Origin of the sequence: Metapseudomonas cellulosilytica (assembly GCF_049334135.1) — a bacterium.
Lineage (GTDB): Bacteria > Pseudomonadota > Gammaproteobacteria > Pseudomonadales > Pseudomonadaceae > Metapseudomonas.
This window is the reverse complement of sequence record NZ_JBHZGN010000024.1, coordinates 25,953-50,120: the sequence shown is the minus strand read 5'-3', so window position 1 is coordinate 50,120 and position 24,168 is coordinate 25,953. Positions and strand designations below refer to the sequence as shown.

The 24,168-nt window shown below is 66.2% G+C and carries 19 protein-coding genes; 11 read left to right on the top strand and 8 right to left on the bottom strand.

Going from position 1 to position 24,168, the window contains the following annotated elements:
• Window positions 1-432: 432 nt before the first annotated feature.
• Both ACFW0H_RS24200 and ACFW0H_RS24195 read left to right on the top strand, forming a co-directional pair.
• On the top strand, window positions 433-729 hold the full coding sequence (locus ACFW0H_RS24200; RefSeq protein WP_422916389.1) for a hypothetical protein: 297 nt from the start codon (window positions 433-435) through the stop codon (window positions 727-729).
• Between the two features lie 344 nt (window positions 730-1,073).
• On the top strand, window positions 1,074-1,724 hold the full coding sequence (locus ACFW0H_RS24195; protein WP_422916430.1) for a transglutaminase-like cysteine peptidase: 651 nt from the start codon (window positions 1,074-1,076) through the stop codon (window positions 1,722-1,724).
• A 55-nt stretch (window positions 1,725-1,779) separates the two neighbouring features.
• Here ACFW0H_RS24195 and ACFW0H_RS24190 read toward each other — a convergent pair whose 3' ends face one another.
• Window positions 1,780-2,748, bottom strand: a complete 969-nt coding sequence (locus ACFW0H_RS24190) for a DMT family transporter (protein WP_422916388.1) — start codon at window positions 2,746-2,748, stop codon at window positions 1,780-1,782.
• 221 nt (window positions 2,749-2,969) lie between these two features.
• Here ACFW0H_RS24190 and ACFW0H_RS24185 point away from each other — a divergent pair, with 221 nt between their 5' ends.
• On the top strand, window positions 2,970-3,179 hold the full coding sequence (locus ACFW0H_RS24185) for a DUF6316 family protein (RefSeq protein WP_422916387.1): 210 nt from the start codon (window positions 2,970-2,972) through the stop codon (window positions 3,177-3,179).
• A 188-nt stretch (window positions 3,180-3,367) separates the two neighbouring features.
• Here ACFW0H_RS24185 and ACFW0H_RS24180 read toward each other — a convergent pair whose 3' ends face one another.
• Window positions 3,368-4,552 (bottom strand): thiolase family protein, encoded by a 1,185-nt coding sequence (locus ACFW0H_RS24180; RefSeq protein ID WP_422916386.1) that lies wholly within the window; start codon window positions 4,550-4,552, stop codon window positions 3,368-3,370.
• A 104-nt stretch (window positions 4,553-4,656) separates the two neighbouring features.
• Window positions 4,657-6,144, bottom strand: a complete 1,488-nt coding sequence (pap, locus tag ACFW0H_RS24175) for a polyphosphate:AMP phosphotransferase (RefSeq protein WP_422916385.1) — start codon at window positions 6,142-6,144, stop codon at window positions 4,657-4,659.
• Window positions 6,145-6,328: 184 nt separating this feature from the next.
• Between pap and mnmC the strand changes: the two genes are divergently transcribed.
• The 7 genes from mnmC to ACFW0H_RS24140 all read left to right on the top strand — a co-directional run bounded on the left by mnmC (window position 6,329) and on the right by ACFW0H_RS24140 (window position 17,194).
• Window positions 6,329-8,296, top strand: a complete 1,968-nt coding sequence (mnmC, locus tag ACFW0H_RS24170) for a bifunctional tRNA (5-methylaminomethyl-2-thiouridine)(34)-methyltransferase MnmD/FAD-dependent 5-carboxymethylaminomethyl-2-thiouridine(34) oxidoreductase MnmC (RefSeq protein WP_422916384.1) — start codon at window positions 6,329-6,331, stop codon at window positions 8,294-8,296.
• 2 nt (window positions 8,297-8,298) lie between these two features.
• Entirely contained in the window at window positions 8,299-9,048 is a 750-nt protein-coding gene (locus ACFW0H_RS24165) for a sulfite exporter TauE/SafE family protein (protein WP_422916383.1), read from the top strand.
• Between the two features lie 257 nt (window positions 9,049-9,305).
• Window positions 9,306-11,075, top strand: a complete 1,770-nt coding sequence (locus ACFW0H_RS24160; protein ID WP_422916382.1) for an N-acetylglutaminylglutamine amidotransferase — start codon at window positions 9,306-9,308, stop codon at window positions 11,073-11,075.
• Between the two features lie 4 nt (window positions 11,076-11,079).
• Window positions 11,080-12,819 (top strand): N-acetylglutaminylglutamine synthetase, encoded by a 1,740-nt coding sequence (ngg, locus tag ACFW0H_RS24155; protein ID WP_422916381.1) that lies wholly within the window; start codon window positions 11,080-11,082, stop codon window positions 12,817-12,819.
• Window positions 12,820-12,878: 59 nt separating this feature from the next.
• The gene (locus ACFW0H_RS24150) at window positions 12,879-14,072 is read left to right on the top strand and encodes an osmoprotectant NAGGN system M42 family peptidase (RefSeq protein ID WP_422916380.1); all 1,194 of its coding nucleotides are present in this window, start codon (window positions 12,879-12,881) and stop codon (window positions 14,070-14,072) included.
• 63 nt (window positions 14,073-14,135) lie between these two features.
• Window positions 14,136-16,913: a hybrid sensor histidine kinase/response regulator gene (locus ACFW0H_RS24145; RefSeq protein WP_422916379.1), complete on the top strand. Its 2,778-nt coding sequence runs from the start codon at window positions 14,136-14,138 to the stop codon at window positions 16,911-16,913.
• A gap of 50 nt (window positions 16,914-16,963) precedes the next feature.
• Window positions 16,964-17,194: a YheU family protein gene (locus ACFW0H_RS24140; RefSeq protein ID WP_422916378.1), complete on the top strand. Its 231-nt coding sequence runs from the start codon at window positions 16,964-16,966 to the stop codon at window positions 17,192-17,194.
• A 653-nt stretch (window positions 17,195-17,847) separates the two neighbouring features.
• Here ACFW0H_RS24140 and ACFW0H_RS24135 read toward each other — a convergent pair.
• A complete protein-coding gene (locus ACFW0H_RS24135) occupies window positions 17,848-19,305 on the bottom strand; it encodes a multiheme c-type cytochrome (RefSeq protein ID WP_422916377.1) in 1,458 nt (485 codons plus the stop codon).
• Between the two features lie 864 nt (window positions 19,306-20,169).
• Between ACFW0H_RS24135 and ACFW0H_RS24130 the strand changes: the two genes are divergently transcribed.
• Window positions 20,170-20,481, top strand: a complete 312-nt coding sequence (locus ACFW0H_RS24130; protein ID WP_422916376.1) for a hypothetical protein — start codon at window positions 20,170-20,172, stop codon at window positions 20,479-20,481.
• Window position 20,482: 1 nt separating this feature from the next.
• Here ACFW0H_RS24130 and cls read toward each other — a convergent pair whose 3' ends face one another.
• The 4 genes from cls to ACFW0H_RS24110 all read right to left on the bottom strand — a co-directional run bounded on the left by cls (window position 20,483) and on the right by ACFW0H_RS24110 (window position 24,093).
• Window positions 20,483-21,877 carry a cardiolipin synthase gene (gene cls, locus ACFW0H_RS24125; RefSeq protein ID WP_422916375.1) on the bottom strand — a complete coding sequence of 465 codons (1,395 nt, stop codon included), beginning with the start codon at window positions 21,875-21,877 and terminating at the stop codon, window positions 20,483-20,485.
• 178 nt (window positions 21,878-22,055) lie between these two features.
• Window positions 22,056-22,388, bottom strand: a complete 333-nt coding sequence (locus tag ACFW0H_RS24120) for a YnfA family protein (RefSeq protein ID WP_422916374.1) — start codon at window positions 22,386-22,388, stop codon at window positions 22,056-22,058.
• Between the two features lie 46 nt (window positions 22,389-22,434).
• Entirely contained in the window at window positions 22,435-22,863 is a 429-nt protein-coding gene (locus tag ACFW0H_RS24115; protein ID WP_422916373.1) for a hypothetical protein, read from the bottom strand.
• Between the two features lie 75 nt (window positions 22,864-22,938).
• Window positions 22,939-24,093 carry an MFS transporter gene (locus ACFW0H_RS24110; protein ID WP_422916372.1) on the bottom strand — a complete coding sequence of 385 codons (1,155 nt, stop codon included), beginning with the start codon at window positions 24,091-24,093 and terminating at the stop codon, window positions 22,939-22,941.
• Between the last annotated feature and the right edge of the window lie 75 nt (window positions 24,094-24,168).

Genomic DNA, 24,168 nt, shown 5'->3' with positions numbered 1-24,168 from the left:
GAGGAATCCACGCGGCGCCCCTGCCCTCTCTGGCGGGGGCGCTTCTTTTCGGCTCCGCCCCGACGGACTCACTCAGTCCGTAGGGTGGGCTTCAGCCCACCAAGGGAAGTCGGCGTGGGCTAAAGCCCACCCTACCAGGCGCAGAGCCTTATCTGAGGCGGTTCCGCCCCGGCCAATGCAAGCTGGAACGAGAAGCGCTCGCGAACGCACAAGCGTCCCCTTCCCGTTGCCCGCCATGGCCGCCACCATGTCGGGGCACGGGACAGCGAAATGGGCGGATAACTCGGAAATCCCCATGCCACCCAAAGGCTTGCAATTGCCCGCCGGTCCTTTTTCTTGCCACCTGTCAGGCCGCCACCACGGCCTGTAACAATCGCCGATCCTATTTATCCAGCTCGTTGGGGGGCGAGTGGGGAACAAGAGGACACGACGATGAAATCAACACTCAACCTGACGACCCTCAGCGGCCTGCTCCTGGCCCTGGCGGTGACAACGGGACCGGGCCCGGTCCTCGCGGAAAATGGGAGTGACCGCCTGGACGAGTACCGGATACGCAATCAGCAGGTGCAGATGAGGGAAGACTCCAGCGAGAGCTTCACCAGGATGGTCGAAGTACAACCAACCGCTGCCGGGCGGCAATACCAGGACGAAGGTATGGGCGCCAGTGGCCGACAAACGCAGCAATACCAATCTCTGATCCATCAACAAAGGGTCGAATTCGGGAAATGACCCGAAATGATCGTCCGTCGGATGCGCGACCAGACAGCGCACCCGGCGGGCAGCAGGACAGCGCCTTTCCGACGGCCGGTCCAGGCCGCTCATGCCCATTCCAGAGCCATCCCCCAGGCATCCTCCGCATTTTCCGCCTGCCGCGCGTCCCCTGTGCCTTGCGGCGACGACCGCAGTGCCCCTAGTGTGCGCCTATCCCGAGCTGGCGGAAGGTCTCCCCTCGCCAGTGGCTCGCTCAACGGATTGATTCACCGCTGAACCCGGCTACGGCCGCTTTCCCCTGGAGTATCAACCCGTTGCAGAAGCCTGCCTCCCGCCGCTTCGGCGTTTCCCTGTCCTGGTTCATGCTGGTCATCGTCACCTTCAGCGGCGGCCTGCTGCTGGGCGCCAACGACGCCAAGGCTGCCTGGAGCCTCGACCCGCTCATGCGCAAGGCGGAAAAGCGCTACGGTCGCAGCGGCCCGGCCAAGGATCGCCTGCACGCCTGGCGCGACCTGCTGGAAAACGGTCGCCGGATGACCGAGCGCGAGCAACTGCTGGCAGTCAACCACGAGATCAACCAGCAGATACGCTTCACCGACGACAGCGCCCTGTGGCAGCGCCGGGATTACTGGGCCACCCCGCTGGAAACTCTGGCCAAGGGCGCCGGAGACTGCGAGGACTTCGCCGTGGCCAAGTACTTCACCCTGGTGCAACTGGGCGTTGCCCGGGAAAAGCTGCGCATCACCTACGCCAGGGCCCTGGACCTGAACCAGGCGCACATGGTGGTGACCTACTACGAAACCCCGGATGCCGAGCCCCTGGTGCTGGACAATCTGCGGGATGAGATTCTTCCCGTCTCGCGGCGCAAGGACCTGGACCTGCGCTATGCCTTTGATGCCCAGGGGCTCTATACCCTGAAAGGCGGCACCCCGAAGCGCGTCGGCGACACCGCGAAGCTGCCGGTCTGGCAGGGCCTGCTGGCGCGGATGGAAAGGGAAGGCTTCACCCTGTAGGCCGGCCCCGACACAGACCAGCCAATCACGATCGGCAAGCCTCGCCGCCCTCCCCTCACTCGCTGCTGGCCAGGGACGTGACGGCTCGTCGCGCCCGCCAACTGCGCAACAGCGACGGCGCCAGGGCGGTCAGCGCCGAGCCCAGCACGACGAACAGGGCCCCGGCGTAGGCGATCCAGTTGACCTCTTCGGGCTGCACATGGTCCGGCCAGAGACCGGCGCAGAGCGCCACGCTGGCGAAGGTCACCAGCGGCGTAACGGCCAGGGTCGCGCTGACCCGGGACGCCTCCCAGTGGGCCAGGGCCTCGGCGAAGGCGCCATAGGCCACCAGGGTATTCAGGCAGCAGGCCAGCAGCAGCCAGCCCTGCAGCGGACTCAGGGACAGCAACTCCATGGGGTGCGCCCAGGGTGTCAGCAGCGCGGCACAACCGAGGTAGATCACCATCATTACCTGGGCCGAGCTCCAGTGGCTCAGCAACTGCTTCTGCGCCAGGCCGTAGAAGGTCCAGACAAAAGCCGACAGCAGGATCACCAGGACGCCCAGGGTGTATTGGCTCATGGAGGTCAGCAACTCTTCCAGACGCTGGTTGAAGAACAGTCCGAAGCCCAGGATCGTCACCAGCAGACCGAAGGCCTGCCCGAGGCTGAAGCTCTCCTTGAAGATGAACAGACTGCTCAGCAGGAAAAGCACGGGCGCCACCTGGATCACCAGTTGAGTGGTGCCGGGGCTGAGCATCTTCAGGCCGATCAGGTAGAAGACGTAATTGCCGGTAAGCCCTCCCACCGCCAGGACCACCAACCAGCGGCCACGGGCACCCAACGGACGGAAGGCCGGCAGGCGGCGATTGGCGCCCAGGTAGAGGAACAGCAGCGAGCCCGCGACAACCAGCCGGTACCAGGTGACGGTCACCGGGTCCATCGTCTGCAGGACTTCCTTCAGCCAGATGGGCAGAACACCCCAGAGCACGGCCGTGACCAGGGCGAGGAACAGGCCGTACACCCAACGGCCGGAGGAGATATGCATGGGAACCTCTGCGGACACGCCCGACAGCGTCGCCGCGGGCAGGACAAGAGACGCCATTCTAGGAGCGCCCGTTCCCGGGGCACAGGAACAGTTTCCTGCCTGTCAGCGGTGAAACTGTACCTGTCCCGCCGTCGGCATCCGGCAGCCGCTTGTCGAGCCCCGGAGCAAGGCTGACAGCGCTGATTAGACTCAAATAGCCAATGGGTTATGGAGGTGGTCCGATGTTCGGTAGACGTGCATCCGACATGGCGGCAGGCACCCACTATCGCAGTGAGCGTGTCAGCGCCGTGAACGGACAGTACTTCTTCTCCACACGGGAGGGCACCCTGGAGGGACCCTACTTCACCCGCGTGGATGCGGAGCGGGAAATCGCGCTGTACATCCGGCGCATGAAACTATCCAACGCCATACTCGCCTTTCGGGGCCGATAAGCGCTCCTGAATGAATAAACCCGCGCCAGACGCGGGTTTTTCCTTTTCGGCCCCACAGCCGTGTAGGGTGGATAGCGCTTTTTTATCCACCAGCGATGCCACGCAAGGCACCGTTGGTGGAAATCCCCAAAGGGATTTCCACCCTACGCATCGATTGACATGGAATCTCCCACAGGTCTCCCCAGGCCTCAGCGATAGGCCTCGAACAGTCCGGTGGCGCCCATGCCGCCGCCGACGCACATGGTGACGATGCCGAAACGCTTGCCGCGCCGCTGCAGTTCGCGCACCAGGTGGCCGACCTGGCGCGAGCCGGTCATGCCGAAGGGGTGGCCGATGGAGATGGAACCCCCATTGACGTTGTACTTCTCGTTGTCGATCCCCAAGCGATCGCGAGCATAGAGGCACTGGGAAGCGAAGGCTTCGTTCAGCTCCCACAGGTCGATGTCGTCGATCGAGAGGCCCTTGGCCTTGAGCAGCTTGGGCACCGAGAACACCGGACCGATGCCCATCTCGTCCGGCTCGCAACCGGCCACGGTGAAGCCGCGGAAGAACGCCTTGGGCTTGAGCCCCAGTTCCAGGGCCTTGTCCAGGCTCATCAGCAGGGTCATGGAAGCGCCGTCGGACAGTTGCGAGGAGTTGCCGGCGGTGACCGAGCCGTCCTCGGCGAATACCGGCTTCAGCGAATTCAGGCCTTCCAGGGTGGTGTCCGGGCGGTTGCAGTCGTCGCCGTCCACCACGCCCTCCAGCACCTGTTTTTCGCCAGTGGCCTTGTCTTCGACGAAATACTTCACGCTCATCGGCACGATCTCGTCGGCGAACAGGCCCGCAGCCTGGGCGCGGGCGGTGCGCTGCTGGCTCTGCAGGGCGTAGAGGTCCTGGGCTTCGCGGGTCACGTTGTAGCGGCGGGCGACGATCTCGGCGGTCTGGCCCATCGGGTAATAGATGCCGGGGTGTTCGAGCTTCAGCCGCGGGTTGACGAAGTTGTCCTGATTGATGCTCTTCAGGGTCAGGGTGATGGACTCGACGCCGCCGGCCACCATCACATCGCTGCAGCCCGAGGCGATCTGGTTGGCGGCGATGGCGATGGCCTGCAGGCCCGAGGAACAGTAGCGGTTGAGGGTCATACCGGCGACGCCGACGCCCAGGCCCGAAAGCACCGCCACGTTGCGGCCGATGTTGTGGCCCTGGGCGCCTTCGTTGGAGCCGGCGCCGACCACGCAATCGTCCACCAGCGCCGGGTCGAGGTCGTTGCGCGAGAGCAGCGCGTTCACGCAGTGGGCGGCCATCTCATCCGGCCGGGTCATGTTGAACTTGCCGCGGAAGGACTTGGCCAGGCCAGTCCGCACGCTGTCGACGATCACCACTTCACGCATGACGCACCTCGTTGCTGTTTGGAGTGAATGTCGGCCGAGCATAATTGCGGCCCATGCTCAGCCACCATGATCATTCACCCCGCGTATGCGCGGCTATCCCCTGCTCAGTCTTTCGCGAACGCCTTTTCCAGGGCTTCGTTGATGGTGCGCAGTACCTTGACCCGCGCGTAGCGCTTGTCGTTGGCTTCCACCAGGGTCCAGGGCGCGATTTCGGTGCTGGTGCGATCCACCATGTCGTCCACCGCGTCCACGTAGAGCTCCCACTTGTCGCGGTTGCGCCAGTCTTCCTCGGTGATCTTGTAGCGCTTGAAGGACACCGCCTCGCGCTCCTTGAAGCGCTCCATCTGGGTGTCCTTGTCGATGGACAGCCAGAACTTCACCAGCACGATGCCGTAGTTGTGCAACTGCTCCTCGAAGTCATTGATCTCGCCATAGGCCCGAAGCCAGTCGGCCTCGGAGCAGAAGCCCTCGACCCGCTCCACCAGCACGCGGCCGTACCAGGAGCGGTCGAAGATGGTGAACTGGCCGCGTCCCGGCACATGTCGCCAGAAGCGCCAGAGGTAGGGTTGGGCGCGCTCTTCCTCGGTGGGTGCGGCGATCGGCACGGTGCGGTACTGGCGCGGGTCCAGCGCCCCGGTGACGCGGCGGATGGCGCCGCCCTTGCCGGCGGCGTCGTTGCCTTCGAACACCGCCATCAGCGCGTGGCCGCGCATGCGCTTGTCGCGCATCAGGCCGTTCAGGCGCGCCTGTTCGGTGGCCAGTTGGTCCTTGTAGTCGTCCTTGTCCAGCTTGCGGCCGAGGTCGAGGCTGTCCAGCAGGCTGAGCTTGTCCAGGCTGGACATCAGCGGCGCCGCGTGGGGCTGCGGTTTGGGTCGGCCCTCCTGCTTGAGGGCGGCCTGCAAGCCTTCGAGGATGATCCGGCCAGTGCTGAGGCTGCGGTAGCGCTCGTCGGACCCCTCGATCACGTACCAGGGTGCGTAGTCACGGCTGGTGCGGCGCAGCACCCGCTCGCCAAAGCGCACGAAACGGTCGTAGACCTCGCTCTGCTTCCAGTCCAGCGGGTTGAGCTGCCAGCTGCGCTGGGGGTCTTTCTCCAGGGCCTTGAGGCGTTCCTTGAGCTGCTTCTTGGACAGGTGGAACCAGAACTTGAAGACCAGCGCCCCTTCGTCGCAGAGCATGCGCTCGAAGCCTTCGGCGTCGTTGATGGCCTGGTCCAGGCGGGCGTCCTTGATATCCCCCTCGACCCGGGCGTGGAGCATCTGGCTGTACCAGTTGCCGAAGAAGATGCCGATTCGCCCCTTGGGCGGCAGCTTGCGCCAGTAGCGCCACTGCGGCGGCCGCGACAGTTCTTCGTCGGTCGAGCGCAGGAAACTCTCCACGTTGATCAGGCGCGGGTCCATCCATTCGTTGAGCAGCTTGACCGTCTCGCCCTTGCCGGCGCCCTCAATACCGTTGATCAGGATGAGCACCGGGAAGCGCGCCTGCTGCTTGAGCTCGAACTGGGCGTCCAGCAGGGCCTCGCGCAGCTCCAGCACGGCCTTTTCATAGGTTTCCTTGTCGATGGAATGGCCGATCTCGGCGGATTCGAACATGCGGACCTCCTTGGCGTAATGGGGAAAAGGTAGCGGACACCTGTCCGTAGGAGCGAGCTCTGCTCGCGAAAATCTCGATGAACCGCTTCGCGAGCAGAGCTCGCTCCTACACCTGATCTCCCGGTCAGTTCGATGCGGGCGCCCGATCGGCTACTATTCGCGCTTCGCAGTCACGGGAACCCCCATGTCCGATTTTCACCACGCCCAGCTCGACTGGGATGAGCAGGGCCAACCGTTGTCGCGGGAGTTCGACGACGTCTACTTCTCCCCTGCCTCGGGCATCGACGAGACCCACCATGTATTCCTCGCCGGCAATGACCTCGCCCGGCGCTTCGCCGAACTGCCGGCGGGCGGGCGTTTCTGCATTGGCGAGACCGGATTCGGCACCGGGCTGAACTTCCTCTGCGCCTGGCGACTGTTCGAACAGTACGCACCGGCCGACGCCCGGCTGCAGTTCGTCAGCGTGGAAAAATTCCCCCTGACCCGTGACGACCTGGAGCGCGCCCTGGCCCTCTGGCCGGAGCTGGCGCCTCTGACCGCCCAACTCCTCGACCAGTACGTGGCGGTTCACCCCGGCTTCCAGCGCATCAACCTTGCCGCCGGCCGCGTGGCGCTGACCCTGTTGCTGGGCGATGCCATGGACTGCCTGCCGGAACTGGACGCGCGCGTCGACGCCTGGTTCCTTGACGGATTCGCCCCGGCAAAGAACCCGGAGATGTGGAGCCCCGCCCTCTTCGCCCAGTTGGCGCGGCTGTCCGCCCCCGGTACCACCCTGGCCACCTTCACCGCAGCCGGTTTCGTGCGCCGTGGCCTGAAAGAGGTGGGTTTCGCGGTCAAGCGCACCCCGGGCTTCGGCAAGAAGTGGGAGATGAGCCGGGGGCCGTTCGAAGGTGAGGCCCGAGACGATTGCAAGCCCTGGTACGCGCGCCCGCACTTCGTCCCCGAGTGCCGCGCGGCGCTGGTGATAGGCGCGGGCCTCGCCGGTTGCGCCAGCGCCGCCAGCCTGGCCGCCCGTGGCTGGCAGGTCACCCTGCTGGAACGCCACGACGCGCCGGCGCGGGAAGCCTCGGGCAATCCCCAGGGGGTGCTTTACCTCAAGCTCTCGGCCCATGGCACCCCGCTGTCGCGGCTGATCCTCAGTGGCTTCGGCCATACCCGCCGGCTGCTGCAGCGGTTGGAACAGGGCCACGACTGGCAAGCCTGCGGCGTCCTGCAACTGGCCTTCGATGCCAAGGAAGCGCAGCGCCAGGAAAAGCTGGCCGACGCCTTCCCCGCCGACCTGCTGCACTGCCTCGACCAAGCCCGGGCCGAAGCCCTGGCGGGCGTCGCCCTGCCCGCCGGCGGCCTGTTCTACCCCGAGGCTGGCTGGGTCCACCCGCCGGCGCTGTGCCGCCTGCTGGCCGATCATCCGAATATCCGCCTGCTGCCCCACAGCGAAGCCCTGGAACTGCGCCGTGAAGGCGACCGCTGGTGTGCCTATGCCGGCGACTCCCGCCTCGCCGCCGCACCGGTGGCCGTCCTGGCCAGCGCCGCCGAGGTGCTGCGCTTTCCCCAAGCCGCCGGGCTGCAGCTCAAGCGCATTCGCGGGCAGATAAGCAGCCTGCCGGCCACCGCGGAGAGTGCGAGCCTGGGTACCGTGCTCTGCGCCGAGGGCTATGTGGCACCACCGCGCGATGGCGAGCACACGCTGGGCGCCAGTTTCGACTTCCACAGCACGGACCTCACGCCCACCGCCGCCGAGCACGCCGGCAACCTCCAACTGCTGGAGGAAATCTCCCCCGACCTCGGCCATCGCCTGCGCGCCGCCGAGCTGGACCCGGCCCGGCTGGAAGGCCGCGCCGCCTTCCGCTGCACCACCCCGGACTACCTGCCCATCGTCGGCCCCCTGACGGATGCCGAGGCCTTCGCCGAGGTCTACGCCGTGCTGGCCAGGGACGCGCGCCAGGTACCGCAAGTGCCGGCCCCCTGGCTCGACGGCCTGTATGTGAACAGCGCCCACGGTTCCCGCGGCCTGATCACCGCGCCCCTGTCGGGCGAACTGCTGGCCGCCTGGCTGGATGGCGAACCCCTGCCGGTGCCCCGCATAGTGGCCGAAGCCTGCCACCCCAATCGTTTTGCCTTGCGCCGCCTGATTCGCGGCCAGAACACCTGACCATGGAACTACTGCTCATTGAAGCCCTGGCGATCGGCGCCATCCTCGGCCTGCTGCTGGGCCTGACCGGCGCCGGCGGCTCGCTGGTAGCCCTGCCCCTTCTGCTCAGCCTTCACCTGCCCCTGCGCGACGCCATTGGCGTGAGTCTCGGCGCCGTGGCCCTGTCCGCCGCCATCGGCGCCATTCCCCGCGCCCGCCAGGGCCTGGTGGCCGGGCGCCCGGTGCTGTTGCTCGCCCTGGCCGGCCTGCCGGGCAATGCCGTGGGCCAGTGGGTCGGGCGCTACATACCCGAACCCGCATTGATCCTTGGTTTCTGCTTGCTGGTGCTCTGGTCCGCCTGGCGCATGTGGCGCGGCGCCGGCCTGCCCAAGGGCAAGTCCGGCCCGTTGCGCAGCGCGCCCCTGGTGGCGATTGGCGCCGGCGTGGGGCTGCTATCGGGGGTAATGGGCGTGGGCGGCGGCTTCCTCGTCGTGCCGGCATTGCTCTGGTTCACCCCGCTGTCGATGCTGGCCGCGACCGCCACCTCCATGGCCGTGATCGCCCTGGTCTCGGGCGGCGGCTTCCTCCTCTATATCACCGGCGCGCAACCGCCCATGGCCCTGCTCGGCGGCCTGGCGGCCGGCGGCGCCATCGGGGTGCTCTGCGGCAACCAGTTGGCCCTGCGCCTGCGCGGTGCCACCCTGCAGCGGCTGTTCGCCCTGATGCTGGTGGCGGTGAGCCTGTCCCTGGCAGCGCAGAAACTGCTGGCCTGAGAACTTGCCCACGATCTGCTGCGCGTCGGAATAACTGCGTTGGAAATGGCTTCGGACTTGCTCATTTACAGCTCGTAAACTCCGCGTCCTCAGCCATTTCCGCCTTGTTCTTCTCTAGCTCGCGAGATCGTGAACAAGTTCTGTACCCCCGCCATATACCCAAACAATATAAAACTCGCAGAAGCGCCCAGGGGTCGGACCCCTAGGTGCGCTATTTCCAGGCACCCAATCCCCAACGGCAACACCGGTAAGGACTTATGTGCGGCATTTCTGGAGAACTGCGTTTCGACAAGCAACCGGCCGACCTGGCCGCCCTCGACCGAATCACTCACCACCTCGCCCCCCGCGGCCCGGACGCCTGGGGCCTGCACAGCCAGGGACCGATCGCCCTGGGCCACAGACGGCTGAAGATCATGGACCTCGCCGAAGCCTCCGGGCAGCCCATGCTGGACCCCGAACTGGGCCTGGCCATGGTGTTCAACGGCGCCATCTACAACTACCCGGAACTGCGCAAGGAGCTGCTGGAACTGGGTTACCGCTTCCATTCCGACGGCGACACCGAAGTGCTGATCAAGGCCTGGCACGCCTGGGGCAAGGACATGCTGCCCAAGCTCAACGGCATGTTCGCCCTGGCCATCTGGGAGCGTGACCGCCAGCGCCTGTTCCTCGCCCGCGACCGCCTCGGCATCAAGCCGCTGTATCTATCACGCACAGATCAGCGCCTGCGCTTCGCCTCGAGCCTGCCGGCCCTGCTCCGGGGGGGCGACCTGGACACCTCGCTGGACCCGGAGGCGCTGAACTTCTACCTCAACTTCCACGCCGTGGTGCCGGCTCCGCGGACCCTGGTGAAGGGTGTGGAGAAGCTGCCGCCAGCCAGCTGGATACAGATCGACGCCGACGGCAACAGCAGCCAGGGCAACTGGTGGCAGCTGGAATACGGGCCCCGCGAAGACGAACAGATACTCGGCCTGGAAGACTGGCGCGACCTGCTCCTGGCCAACCTGCGCGCGGCCGTGACGATCCGCCAGCGCGCCGCCCGCGAGGTGGGCGTGCTGCTCTCCGGTGGCGTGGACTCCAGCCTGCTGGTGGGTCTCTTGGCGGAAACCGGCGCCGAGCAACTGGCCACCTTCTCCATCGGCTTCCAGGATGCCGGCGGCGAGCGCGGCGACGAGTTCGAATACTCCGACCTGATCGCACGCCACTACGGCACCCGCCACCAGCAGCTGCGCATCGACGAGCACGAGGTGCTGGAACAGCTTCCGGCCGCTTTCGCCGCCATGAGCGAGCCCATGGTCAGCCACGATTGCATCGCCTTCTATCTGCTGTCCCGCGAGGTTTCCAAGCACTGCAAGGTGGTCCAGAGCGGCCAGGGCGCCGACGAGCTGTTCGGCGGCTATCACTGGTACCCGCCATTGGCCGACACCTCCGACCCGGTCAATTGCTACCGCGCGGCCTTCTTCGACCGCAGCCACACCGAGTACCAGGCCACGGTGCAGCCGGCCTGGCTTGCCGGCGACCTGGCCGGCGACTTCGTGCGCGGGCACTTCGAGCGCCCCGGCGCCCTCGACCCGGTGGACAAGGCCTTGCGCCTGGACAGCACGGTGATGCTGGTGGACGACCCGGTGAAGCGGGTGGACAACATGACCATGGCCTGGGGCCTGGAGGCGCGGGTGCCGTTCCTCGACTACCGGGTGGCCGAACTGTCGGCGCGCATTCCGTCGCGCTTCAAGCTCGGAGACGGCGGCAAGGCAGTGCTCAAGGCCGCCGCCCGCCAAATCATTCCCAATCAGGTGATCGACCGCCCCAAGGGCTACTTCCCGGTTCCCGGCCTCAAGCATCTGGACGGGCGGACCCTCGACTTGGTGCGCGAACTGCTGCTGGACCCGAGCCAGAATCGCGGCCTGTTCCAGCCGGCCATGCTCGAACGTCTGCTGCAGAGCCCGGCGGAGGACATCACCCCGCTACACGGCTCCAAGCTCTGGCAGATGGCCGCCCTCAACCTCTGGCTCAATCAACAGGGACTCTGAATCGATGAAAACCCATACCCTGCACAGCCAGCGCCTGCTGCGCGGCCAGGCGCCCTCCTACCAACGCCTGCAGGCGCGCCTGGCCGAGGGTCATCTCGAACCCCGCGAGGCGCCACAGATCCTCCATTGCGGCTGGGGCCGCCTGCTCCTCGGCCACACCTTCCCCGATGCGGCGAGCCTCGCCCGCGAGCTGCTGGAGGAGCAGCCGGGCGAGCGCGATATCGCCCTCTACGTCGCGGCGCCCCACCAGGTGCTGGCCCAGGCACCGCAACAGCTGTTCCTCGATCCGTCCGATACCCTGCGCCTCTGGTTCCCCGACTACCGCCCGGCTCGCCGCGGCTTTCGCGGCTTCCGCATCCGCCGGGCCCTGAGCGAAAGCGACTGGCAGGCGGTCAACCAGCTCTACCGCTGCCGCGGCATGCTGCCGGTGGAGCAGGAGGCCATCACGCCGTATCACCTGGGCGGCCCGGTCTACTGGCTGGCCGAGGACGAGCGCGATGTCCAGGTGATCGGCGCCGTCATGGGCCTCAACCACCGCAAGGCCTTCGACGATCCGGAGGGTGGCTCCAGCCTCTGGTGCCTGGCGGTGGACCCGCAGTGCAGCCGCCCGGGCGTCGGCGAGGCCCTGGTACGCCATCTGGTGGAACACTTCATGGGGCGCGGGCTCAACTACCTCGACCTCTCGGTGCTGCACGACAACCGCCAGGCCAAGGCGCTCTACGCCAAGCTGGGCTTCCGCGACCTGGCCACCTTCACGGTGAAGCGCAAGAACAGCATCAACCAGACCCTGTTCCTCGGCCCCGGCCTGGAAGAAAAGCTCAACCCCTATGCCCGCATCATCGTCGACGAGGCGCTGCGCCGTGGCATCGAGGTGCAGGTGGACGATGCCGAGGGCGGCCTCTTCAGCCTGAGCCAGGGCGGCCGGCGCATCCGCTGCCGGGAGTCCCTCTCCGACCTCACCAGCGCAGTGAGCATGACCCTCTGCCAGGACAAGCACCTGACCCACCGCGCCCTGGCCCGGGTGGGCATCCGCCAGCCGGCCCAGCGCCTGGCCGGCACGGACGAAGACAATGCCGCCTTCCTCGCCGAGCACGGCAGCCTGGTGGTCAAGCCGGTGAATGGCGAACAGGGCCAGGGCGTGGCTGTGGACCTGCGCAGCCTGGAGGAAGTGAAGACCGCCATCGCCAATGCCGAGCATTTCGACAGCCGCATACTGCTGGAAAGCTGCCACCAGGGCCTGGACCTGCGGGTGGTGCTGATCAACTACGAGGTAGTGGCCGCCGCCATCCGCCGTCCCGCCGAGGTGGTGGGCGATGGCCAGCGCACCCTGCGCCAGCTGATCGAACGCCAGAGCCGACGACGCCAGGCCGCCACCCAGGGGGAAAGCCGTATCCCCATGGACGGCGAAACCGAGCGCACCCTGCGCGCGGCGGGCCACGCCTATGACGATGTGCTGCCCGCCAGTACCCGGGTGGCCGTGCGGCGGACCGCCAACCTGCACACCGGCGGCACCCTGGAAGACGTCACCGGGACCCTGCACCCGGCCCTGGCCGAGGCCTCCATCCTCGCCGCGCGGACGCTGGGAATACCGGTGGTGGGCCTGGACCTGCTGGTGTCCGGCGCCGACCAGCCGGACTACGTGCTGATCGAAGCCAACGAACGGGTCGGCCTGGCCAACCACCAGCCGCAACCCACGGCGGAGCGCTTCATCGACCTGCTGTTCCCGTTGACGCGAACGCCCTGACCGTTCCGGCCGGTGGGCTGAAGCCCACCAGGTCCCAAGGCCCCCGCCAAGGAGACGCCATGAGCCAGAGACTCCCCGAACCCGACCTCGCCTACCTCCAGCGAGTGCTGCTGGAGATGCTCGCCATCCCCAGCCCCACCGGCTTCACCGACACCATCGTGCGCTACGTCGCCGAGCGCCTGGACGAGATCGGTATTCCCTATGAAATCACCCGTCGCGGCACCATCCGCGCCACGGTCAAGGGCCGCCAGAGCAGCCCGGACCGCGCAGTGTCGGCGCACCTGGACACCATCGGCGCCATCGTCCGCGAGATCAAGGACAACGGCCGCCTGGCCCTGGCACCGGTGGGCTGCTGGTCCAGCCGCTTCGCCGAAGGCAGCCGGGTCAGCCTGTTCTGCGACGACGGAGTGTTGCGCGGCAACGTGCTGCCGCTACTGGCCTCGGGGCACGCCTTCAACACCCAGGTAGACAGCCTGCCCGTCAGTTGGGACCACGTGGAGCTGCGCCTGGACGCCTACTGCGCGACGCGCGCCGACTGCGAGACCCTGGGGGTGGCGGTGGGCGACTTCGTCGCCTTCGACCCCCTGCCCGAATTCACCGAGAGCGGCCATATCAGCGCCCGCCATCTGGACGACAAGGCCGGCGTGGCGGCCCTGCTGACCGCGCTCAAGGGCCTGGCCGAAGCCAGCCTGGTGCCGCCCATCGATTGCCATCCGCTGTTCACCATCACCGAAGAGATCGGCTCCGGTTCGGCCGCCGCGCTACCCTGGGACGTGAGCGAATTCGTCGGCATCGACATCGCCCCCGTAGCCCCCGGCCAGCAATCCAGCGAGCATGCCGTCAGCGTGGCCCTGCAGGATTCCGGCGGCCCCTACGACTACCACCTGTCGCGGCACCTGCTGCGCCTCGGCGCGGAGAATGCCATCCCCCTGCGCCGCGACCTGTTCCGCTATTACCACAGCGACGCCCAGTCGGCGGTCACCGCCGGCCATGACATCCGCACCGCCCTGCTGGCCTTTGGTTGCGACGGCACCCACGGCTACGAGCGCACCCACATCGACAGCCTGGAAGCCTTGAGCCGCCTGCTCGGCGCCTACCTGATGAGCCCGCCGGTATTCGCCACCGACGCGGTTTCCAGCCAGCAGTCCCTGGAACCCTTCAGCCACCAACTGGAGCATGACGCGCAGATGGAGAGCGAAACGCGGGTGCCGACCGTGGAAAGCCTTGTAGGAAAGGGTGAAGGCAACGCTTGAAGCGTCCGAGATGTAAGAGCAAAGTGCCACCCAAGGACGCAATAACAATACGGGTGGTCGCCCATGCTTCACCTTTCAGGCTGTGTGAAAACTGCAGCACTCGGTCTGGCCTTTCTGCTGTTCTGGCTCTGCAGGCCCGCCTTCGCACTGGAAGCGGCCCCACTCGACCGTGACCAACTGCGCCTTTCACTGGGCCAATGGGTCGGCTACCTGGAAGATCCCCAGGGCGTGTTCGACCTGGGGCAGGTGCACAAGCTGCCCGACCTGGCCTTCCAGCCGGTGAAGGGCGAGCACGCCAACCTCGGCAAGAACCGCTCGGTCTGGTGGTTCAAGGTGCGCCTGGACAACAGCCGGCCCCACGCCCTGAGCGGCTATCTGGAAGCCAACTATCCACTGCTGGACGACATCCGCGTCTATTACCTCACCCCCGACGGCCGGGTGCAGACCCAGGAAACCGGCGACCACTTCGCCTTCGCCCAGCGGCCGGTGCAGGTCCGCAACTTCTGGTTCCCCCTGAGCATCGAGCCCGGTCAGAGCACCCTGTTCCTGCGCGTCGAAAGCACCAGCACGCTCTTCGTGCCGTTGGTGTTCAGCACCTACGACGCCAGCGCCGCCGCCCAGGAGAACTTCATGGGGTTCAACGGCGCCTTCTATGGCGTGCTGTTCGCCATGTTCTTCTACAACCTGTTCCTCTACCTGTCGCTCCGTGAACCGGCCTACCTCTGGTACCTGGTCTACAACCTCAACGTCGGCCTGCTCGCCGCCTGCTTCGACGGCATGCTGTTCAAGCTGTTGCCCGAACACGTGGGCCTGCAGTCGGTCGCCATCTACATTTTCATGTACCTGCACTGCCTGGCTGCGGTGCAGTTCAGCCGGCACTTCCTCCACACCGGCCTGCACTTCCCGCGCCTGGACCGGCTGCTGCGCTGGCTGATGGTCGCCACCCTGGTGGCATTCCTCTCCTTCCCGCTGATCGGCCTGCAAGGCTGGAACATCCTCGCCAGCCTGACGGTGTCGGGGATTTCCGCCTTCCTCCTGCTCACCGGCTTCTACGTCTGGCGCAAGGGCCTGCGCTACGGCTCCTACTACATCCTGGCCTGGGGCGTGCTGCTGTTCGCCTTCATCCAGATCACCACCGGCTCGCTGGGGGTGGAAGTGCTGGGACTGTTCGGCGCCACCGTGGTGAAGATCGGCGTCACCATCGAACTGATCACCCTCTCCATCGGCCTCGCCGACCGCATCAACACCCTCAAGGAAGAAGGCTTCCGCTCACGCCAGGCAGCCGAGCAGGCCGATTTCGAAAACCAGGCCAAGAGCCGCTTCCTGGCCACCATGAGCCACGAGATCCGCACCCCGCTCAACGGCGTGCTGGGCATGCTGCAATTGCTCAAGGAATCCCCGCTGGACCGCAGCCAGCGCTTCTACGTCGACACCATATCCAGCTCCGGCAAGGCGCTCATGGCGGTGATCAACGACATCCTCGACTTCGCCCGCATCGAGTCCGGCAAGCTGGAACTGGAGAACATCGAATTCGATCTGGAAGACCTCGTTTCCGAAACCCTCGGCCTGTTCACCGCCCAGGCCATGGACAAGCGCCTGGGCCTGCACCTCAGTCTGGACGCCGGCGTCCCCCGGCGCATCCAGGGCGACCCGACGCGGCTCAAGCAAGTGCTGATGAACCTCCTGGGCAATGCCCTCAAGTTCACCGCCGTGGGACACGTCACCCTCAACCTCGGCCTGCGCCGCAACGCCGATGGCACGGCGCACCTGGTCTTCAGCGTCAGCGACAGCGGCATCGGCATCCGTCCCGAGGCCCTGACCCAACTGTTCAACTCCTTCGCCCAGGGCGACTCCAGCACCTCGCGCCGCTACGGCGGCAGCGGCCTGGGGCTGGCCATCAGCAAGGACCTGGTGGAAATGATGGGCGGCCGCATCGAAGTGCAGAGCACCCTCAACCAGGGCACCCGTTTTTGTTTCGACATACCGCTGCAGCCGGGTGAGTCCAGGACCGACGATCTGAACCAGCTGCTGGGCGGCCGCACCGCCTTGCTGGCCTGCCAGGACGCCCAAGGCCTCGACGCGCTCAGCCGCCTGCTCGGGCGCTGGGGCATGCGCTGCGCGCGTTGCCATGACCCGGATCGGCTGCTCGAACAGCTCGACGACTTCGCCGCACCGCCGCTGCTGGTGCTGCAGGCACCCTGGCCCGGCGAGCCGGCGCACTGGCTGAAAAAACTGCGGCCACGACTGGAGCGCGGCCAGCGGGTGATGCTGATCTGCCCGCCGGAAGACTGCCAGCAGCTGCCACCGGGGGCCGGCCTGCGCCTGCGCGCCATTGCCCAGCCGCTCACCTTGGGCCACCTGCGCGAAACCCTGCAGGAGCTCTACCGCGAGCGCCGCCTGGAGGAGCGCACCCAGCAGCAGGAAGAACGCCGCCGGGTCAGTGCCACGCCCTGCATCCTGGTGGCCGAGGACAACCCGGTGAACCAGATGGTGGTCCAGGGGTTCCTCAAGAAGCGCGGCTACCTGGTGCGCACCGTGTCCAATGGCGTGGCAGCGGTGGATGAGTACGAGCGCGACCCGGATGGCATCCAATTGATCCTGATGGACTGCGAGATGCCGGAAATGGACGGTTTCGAGGCCACCCGGCAGATCCGCCGGCTCGAGCGCACCCGCAACTGGCCGGCGGTCCCCATAGTCGCCCTCACCGCGCACATACTCGAAGAACACCGCCAGGCCGGTGCCGCCGCCGGGATGGACGATTTCCTCGGCAAACCCCTGGACAGCGCCCTGCTGTTCAGCACGCTGGAGCGCTTCATCCTGCGCCAGAGCGTGGACGGGTGACGGCGTGCGGCGGCGGCTGTAGCATCTCGCCGCTGCCGGAGACCCCCTTCATGTTGATTCCCTTTGAGCTGCTCGAAACCGACACCCTGACCCGCCTGATCGAAGACTTCGTCACCCGCGAAGGTACCGACAACGGCGACGACACGCCCCTGGAAACCCGCGTCGAACGGGTGCGCAAGGCGCTCAGGAAAGGCGAGGCGGTGATCGTCTACGACCCCGACAGCCAGCAGTGCCAGCTCATGCTCAAGCTGGATGTGCCCAAAGAGTGGCTGGAGGAGTAGGCAGGCCCCTAGAAGCGTCTAGTACGGGCCTTTCAGGCCTCCGCACCCGCCTGACACCTCCCTCTCCCCCAGCCCCCGCCCTGCGCCCCAGCCCGATCGCTTCGCGCTCAGGCGTTCATCGGCACCGGAAGCGGTGCTTCCGAAAGCGTGCCTCTTCACCCCAGAAGAGGAGAGGGGTGACTCGCGCCGGCGAGTCCAGAAACTTCCTGAAGCCCAAACAGGCCTGAAGCCGAGTAAAAACGGTGGGGCAGCGACTGCGCCCCGTCAGAAGGCCGAGCGGAATCGTTGCGCAGGGGGACGAGCGGCATGGATGCCGCGAGAGGCGTGCGGGGCCAAGGATGGCCCCTCACGCCGCGGCCCCGGAGCAACGATGGAGCAAGGGAACCCCGGCGAAGCCGGGGCCGGATGCCGGGGCAAGCCTTTTTGGTTTCTTTTTTGGCGACTGAAAAAAGAGACTCGCCGGGAGGCGAAACAGGGACTCGCCGTCCGTTCGATAATCAGCTTGGCACAGGACGTTTCAGCAACACTTAATTCAGACATAGCCAACTCATTCGCAAAGGGCAGCGCAACTGCCCCTGAACGCCCGAATAGTTCGCCCAGCGATTGAAATCCCCCACAGGAACCATGCCCCGACCCGCCGCCAGTTGTAGCCCTCAGCGCGCCGCCTGGGCCGCGATCCCCAACGGCAGGCTGCGCGAGACCTGCGCCATCCGCGTGACCTCCACCATCAGCTTGTCCTTGCCCAGCAGGTAGTCCACCAGTCGCTGCGGGAAGGGCCAGTAATTCAGCTCCGCCGTCAGGGTGACGGGGCCGGTGACATCCTTCGGCACCTCGAAGGTGAACTCGCTGATGTCATAGCCTTTCGGCAGGATGCGGTTGTCCGAGAGGATCTGGGTGGCGTTCCAGACCTCGATGTCCAGTTCCTTGCCGTCCTTGTCACCGAGATGGACCTTGAAGTTGCGGGTATCCGGTTCCGTGGCGCCGTCCTTGATCGCCCCCAGGCGATAGAGCTCGCGGCCGGAACCATCCACGACGCGGAAATCGATCCACACCTCGCGCCCCTCGGGAAAGCCGGTGGGCAGCTTGTGCCCGGCGCCGACATTGGCGACCTTCACCCGCACCGACACCTCCTGCCCCGGCACCAGGCTCACCGGAATCGACTCGAAGCTGATCTCCGCCGCCTTCGCCAGTTGCTCCCGGGCACGCTGGGCCGCCTCCTTCTGCCCCAGGTAATCCAGCACCGCCGCGTTAGCCCCGGTGAACCAGTGGGAGGCCACGTCGGGGCGATCCGGCCCCATGACCGCGGCCTTGCCGGCGAAGCCCGGCATATGGCAGCTCTGGCAGCTCTGGTCATTGAAACTGTAAGGACTCTCCAGCCACTCGTCGTAGGTGCGTTCGACGGCTACGGTGCTGAAGGGATGGGTCACGTTGTGGCAGGTGGCGCAGAAGTCCGAGCGGGTATGCAGGTCGGAATAGACGGTGTCGTGGTAGGGCGAAACGCCGTCTTCGCGCGGGCCGAACTTGGTCGGTTTGCCGTGGGCGCGTGGGCTGAGCACATAGGCCCCATTGTCCAGGCCGGTGCGTGCGCTGATGTTGTGGCAGGTCTCACAATCCACGCCGGGCATGGGCACGTTCTTGGCGGTGAATTCCACCGACGCACGGTTGACCGCCGAATTGATGCGGCCGGTGGTCAGGCCGATGGGCGTATGGCAGCCGGTGCAGAAGTTGTCCACCCGCCCTTCGGTGGCTTCGCTGGCGTGGCGCAGCAGGGCCCGGTAGATGGGTTCTTCCCAGGCGTGGGCCATCATCGAGGTACGCCACTGCTGGTAGATCTCGGTATGGCAGGCACCGCAGACCTGGGCGTCATCGAAGTCCGCGGCATTGAGCAGGGTGTTGTTCGGCGTATTGGCCCGGTGGGGAAAGAACGGCAGCCCACTGGGGTTCTCCATCATCCTGGAGCGCGCCGGCTCCAGCCACTTGGCGTCGGGCTGGGGCGTCTCGGCCGGCACGCTGCGCGCCGCCAGCAGGGAGGCCAGGATACAAGCCAGCACCAGGAAAGCCGATTGACCGAGCTTCGATCGCGCCGTGGTCCGATGTGCCGGATCGTCCATTTTCGCTGCCTCGCCAGGATAGGGCTGGCCAAACCGGAGACGCAGAAACCCCGCAAGATCACTGCAAGATCCCGCACCCTCAGCACACCTGACCGAAAAGAGTCTGATTCCCGCATCTGCGGTATTAGTGAGTAGTAGATGCCGGACAGGGCAGCGTCAAAACTCGGACGGGAGCCTTCAGCGTCGGAAAAACGAACCTATCCACCTGAATTGAATGGACTTCTCTGTAACCGGATATGGCGACGCTGGCGATGAAGTGACGATATATCCGTACCAGCGACAGCCTGGCCGGACAAACGGGCGGGCACAAAAAAGGCCGCCAGACGGCGGCCTAAACAAAGCACAGAGCACCAATACACTCTGAGGTGAGAGTGTAGCCGCCGCATGACAATCGGATGACGAAACCACAAAAAACCCAGGCCTTTCGTCGGCATTTTCGCCTAACTTCCAGCAAACCGCTCTAAGCCGGGGATTTCCCTGAGTTTCCCGGCTCGCGGCATCCGCTTTTCGGGCACTGAATTGACCACCGCCTGACAGGACATTTCGTACGCGGCTTTTTCCTTGATCGCCTACAAAGTCCCTCGCTAGAGTCGCGCCATCGCGGTGACAACCGCGGCAGGGTGTCGCAACCCGGACTCACGCGGGACACGGTATGCCGGATGCTTTTCAAGTCCATGGCAGGCCGTGCAGGGAAGGCTATGGCCTTGCCGGGTTTCCTCACGTGACCGGTTTGCGACCCCTGCACGGCCCGCCACCCATGCCTCTCGCAAAGGCCGGTGGCAGTCGCACCTTCACGCGAGGAAGCAAGGATATGCATTACCCGCTCGATTCGGCTCCGCACTTTCACCACCTCGGAGGCCGGCCATGACCGAGTTCAAGCCCCTCCCACCAGAGTCCCAGCCTTACGACGACGTCCTGTTCGTCAACGCGCTGGCTCCCTCCGCACACCTCTTCGAAGCCGCCAGCCAGCGCATGGCCGCACTCGGCGACCTGCTGCAGATCCTGGAGAACGGCACCCGTTTCACCTTCCTGCCCCAGGAAACCGCCCGACTCGCCTCGGCCCTCGGGCTACTCCTGGCTGACGCTCGCGCGCTGCACGAGGCAGCATTCCTGCAGGCGCTGGAAGAGAAGTGCCAGGCGTCGAACAGGCTGAACGGCTGCATGCCCGAGCGGTGACCTAGAGCCAATACCCCCAGATGCGTCCGATCCGCTCACTCATGCGGGCCAGGATCGGGCGGCGTTGCCAGCTTTCCAGGGTCAGTTCCTCCGAGCCCTGCACGTCGTCCAGGAAGGCCTTACGCATCCGCTGGCCGAAATCCGCGCCGAGCACCACCACGTTGACTTCCTGGTTGTGCAGGAAGCTGCGCCAGTCGAGGTTGGTGGACCCCACCGTGGACCAGACGCCGTCGATTACCCCTGCCTTCACGTGGAGCAAGGCATCGCGGCGTTCGTACAACCTGACCCCCGCGTCCAGCAGCTCGGCGTAATAGGCCCGCCCGGCATGGAACACCAGCCAGGAATCGGTGCTGCTGGGGATCACCAGGCGCACGTCGACCCCGCGGGATACGGCGTCCTTGAGGGCGTCCATCAACTGCGGATCGGGCACGAAGTAGGCGCTGGTCAGCCAGATTTCGCTCTGTGCGCTGTGCAGCGCCGAGATCAGCGTGGCGTAGATCTGGCTGTAGGGCTCCTCCGGCGAGCTGCCGATGGCCCGTACCACCGCGTTGCCCTTGCGCTCCAGGGGCGGAAAGTAGTGGCGCGCCACCAGCGGCCCGCCCTTCTGCCGATCCCAGGTGGTGATGAAGAGCTTCTGCAGGTCGGCCACCACCGGGCCTTCAATGCGCAGGTCGGTATCGCGCCAGGGCATATCGCCGCGAGGTCGCCCCTGGTGTCCCGAACCTGCGGAACTGCTGGAATAGACGCCGCTGATGTTCACCCCTCCGAGGATGGCGATGCGGCCGTCGACGATCAGCAGCTTGCGATGGTCGCGCTGGTTCACATCCCAGCCGGCCCTGACGGTCATCGGATTGACCGGATTGAACTCCACCAGCCTGATTCCGGCCTCGCGCAGCCGCGCGAAGAACGCGGGCGGCGTGCCCAGCGTGCCGACACTGTCATAGATCAGGTTGACCTGCACGCCCGCACGCTGCTTGGCGATCAGCGCATTGGCGAAGCGCTGCCCCACTTCATCGCCTTCGAGGATGTAGGTTTCCATGTTGATGTGATCGCGCGCCCCGGCGATGGCCTCGAACATGGCCGCATAGGTATCCGGCCCGTCCTGCAGCAGGTCCACCCTGTTGCCGGCGGTCAGCGGGCTACCCACCAGCGCCTCTTCGATCGCCAGGTGCAGGTCGAAGATGTTGGTCTCCATTCCAGAGGCCTTGAGGCGCTTGAGGATGGCATTGCTGCGCGCCTCCGGAAGCGGGCCGCGGGCGTCGTCCAGCTGCACCTGGGGAGCCGGTGATTGGAGCATGTCGGGATTGATGCGCGGCAGCGAGGTGCAGGCCAGGAGGAGCGACGAATAGAGCACCACCAGGATACGCGCCACCGCCCCTGATGACGGCAGGTTCATCCGGCATCCTCCTGCTGGGGGGAGGGTCGATGCCTGAAAAGCGTATCGGCCGCTCTGGCAGCTGCTTTCCGGGCTGTAATGCCCGTTCGACCGCACCGCCCGACCATTGGTTGAGGGAAATTGCCGTACCGGCTGTCAGAGGGCGCCTTTGTTGTCCGGAATCAAGCGCGCCTTGCCGTCAGCTCTGCGAGAAGCGCGGCCCCAGCAGGATGACGGTGGCGCCCAGCACGCAGAGAGCGGCGCCCAGCCAGTCGCTGGCCAGCGGACGCGTACGCTCCACCACGCCCAGCCAGAGCAGCGAGGCGACGATGTAGATACCGCCATAGGCGGCGTAGGCGCGCCCGGCGTAGGCGGCCTCGACGCGGGTCAGGAGCAAGGCGAAGAGTGTCAGGCTGAGCAGCCCGGGGGCGACCCACCAGGCGCTCTTGCCCATCCGCAGCCAGAGCCAGAAGGCGTAGCAGCCAGCGATTTCGAAGAGCGCGGCGAGAAAGAACCAGAGGTAGTTGAGCATCGTGGCATTCCCTTGGGCCGGAACGGCAATGTGGATCGAGGGCGGATCAGCCGCGTGCGCCACCTTCGCGCTCCCAGGCGCAACGCACCCGCAGGTTGGCTTCCTGGGGGCTGTGCAAGCCCTGCTCGCTTTCCCAGCGGAAGGTGTGGATACCGTTGAGCTCGGTTTCCAGGTGAACCACGGCGCTGCTCCAGTAGAGCTGCTTGAGCAGGGCCTCGAATGCCCTGACCCAGAGGCTCCACTCGTATTCCACCGCCGAGTAGCTGGCGCCGAAGTGGATCACCTGGGTACGGAACAGGCCTTCGCCGGGTTGCTCGCAGCAGGAGAACATCTCACGGCCAAGGAAGGGCCATGCCTCGCCGCTGGGCAGGCTGTCCAGCACGCGGCGGTTGGTCTCGCGGCGCAGGCGGTGCTCATGGCCGTCGAGCGACGGCCAGTCGCGGATGCAGCCATAGACGATGGATTCGGACTCCACGCGGGCACTCCAGCAAAACAGTGGCAGCCTTCTAACACAGGACCGCCACAGGAGAAAGGAAATGCGTCGAAGTCCTCAATGCCGGCCGCGGCCGAGCAACCAGGCCAACAGGATCATGACCAGGGCGAGGCAGGTGATGATCATGAAGGGAACCTGGTAGTTGCCCGCCAGGTCACGGCCCAGACCCGCGAGGACGGGCGTGAGGCTGGCCAGGCTGTAGCCGGCGAACAGCATCATCGCAGTCCAGCGGCTCACCGCCAGCGGTGTGTGCGCTTCGTAGAGCGGCAGCACCAGTGACAGCGCGAAGGAGCCGCTGAGGCCGAGCCCCAGCAAGGCGGCCCAGGCTTCCGGCAGCAGGGTCGGCTGAAAGCTGATCATGCCGAGGCACAGGGCGCTGATCAGCCCGCAGGCCAGCAGCAGCTGGTAGCGATTGTCGAAGCGCTGCGCCAGCCAGGGCAGGACGAAGGCGCTGGGCAGCCCCACCAGCATGAAGAGGCTGAACAGGCTGTTGCTGCGCAGCAGGCTGAGGCCGGCCTCGTGGTAGCGAGCCACCAGCCAGGTGGTGAGGGCATAGAAGAGCCCGGCCTGCAGGGCGAAAAAGGCAGTGATCAGCCAGGCCCGTGGCTCACCCCAGGGCAGGCCACCCCTGGCCGCCTCGTCGGCGGAATCGGCACGGTTCGGCAGGCACAACCAGAGCGCCACGGCCAGCAAGGCAGGCAGCGCCCAGAAAGCCAGGCCAAGGTGCCACCGGTCGTCCAGCCATTGGGTCACCGGTGTGGTCAGTACGGCGCCGGCCGCACCGCCGATGGTCATGCTCAGGGAGTACCAGGCGACCACCCGTCCCATCTGGTCGTGGAAATGCCGCTTGATGAAGCCCGACAGCAGAGGGCCGGCCACCGCGATGCCGGCGCCCATGGCCACGGCGCTGCCGATCAGCACCGGGCTGGCACGACTCCCCAGGCGCGCCAGCAGAGCCAGGCCGATCAGCGCGAGGCAGACGGTGATCACCCGTTCCAGGCCGAAGCGCACCGCCAGGCGCGGCGCCAGGGGAGCCAGCAGGCCCATGCAGAGCACCGGCAAGGCGGTGGCCAGGCTGATCAGGCTGCGGCTGAGGGACAGTTCGAGGGCGATGCGTTCGATCAGAGGGGCAAGCGAAGTGATGCCGGGCCGCAGGTTGATCGCGGCGAGCACCAGCGCCGACATCATCAGCGCGCGGGACAGCGGTTTCACGGAGGATCCATCCAGGTTGGCGGTCAGGCCGGGGGAGAAACCCTACTCCCCCGGCCTGTCGCCGGGCAACCCTGA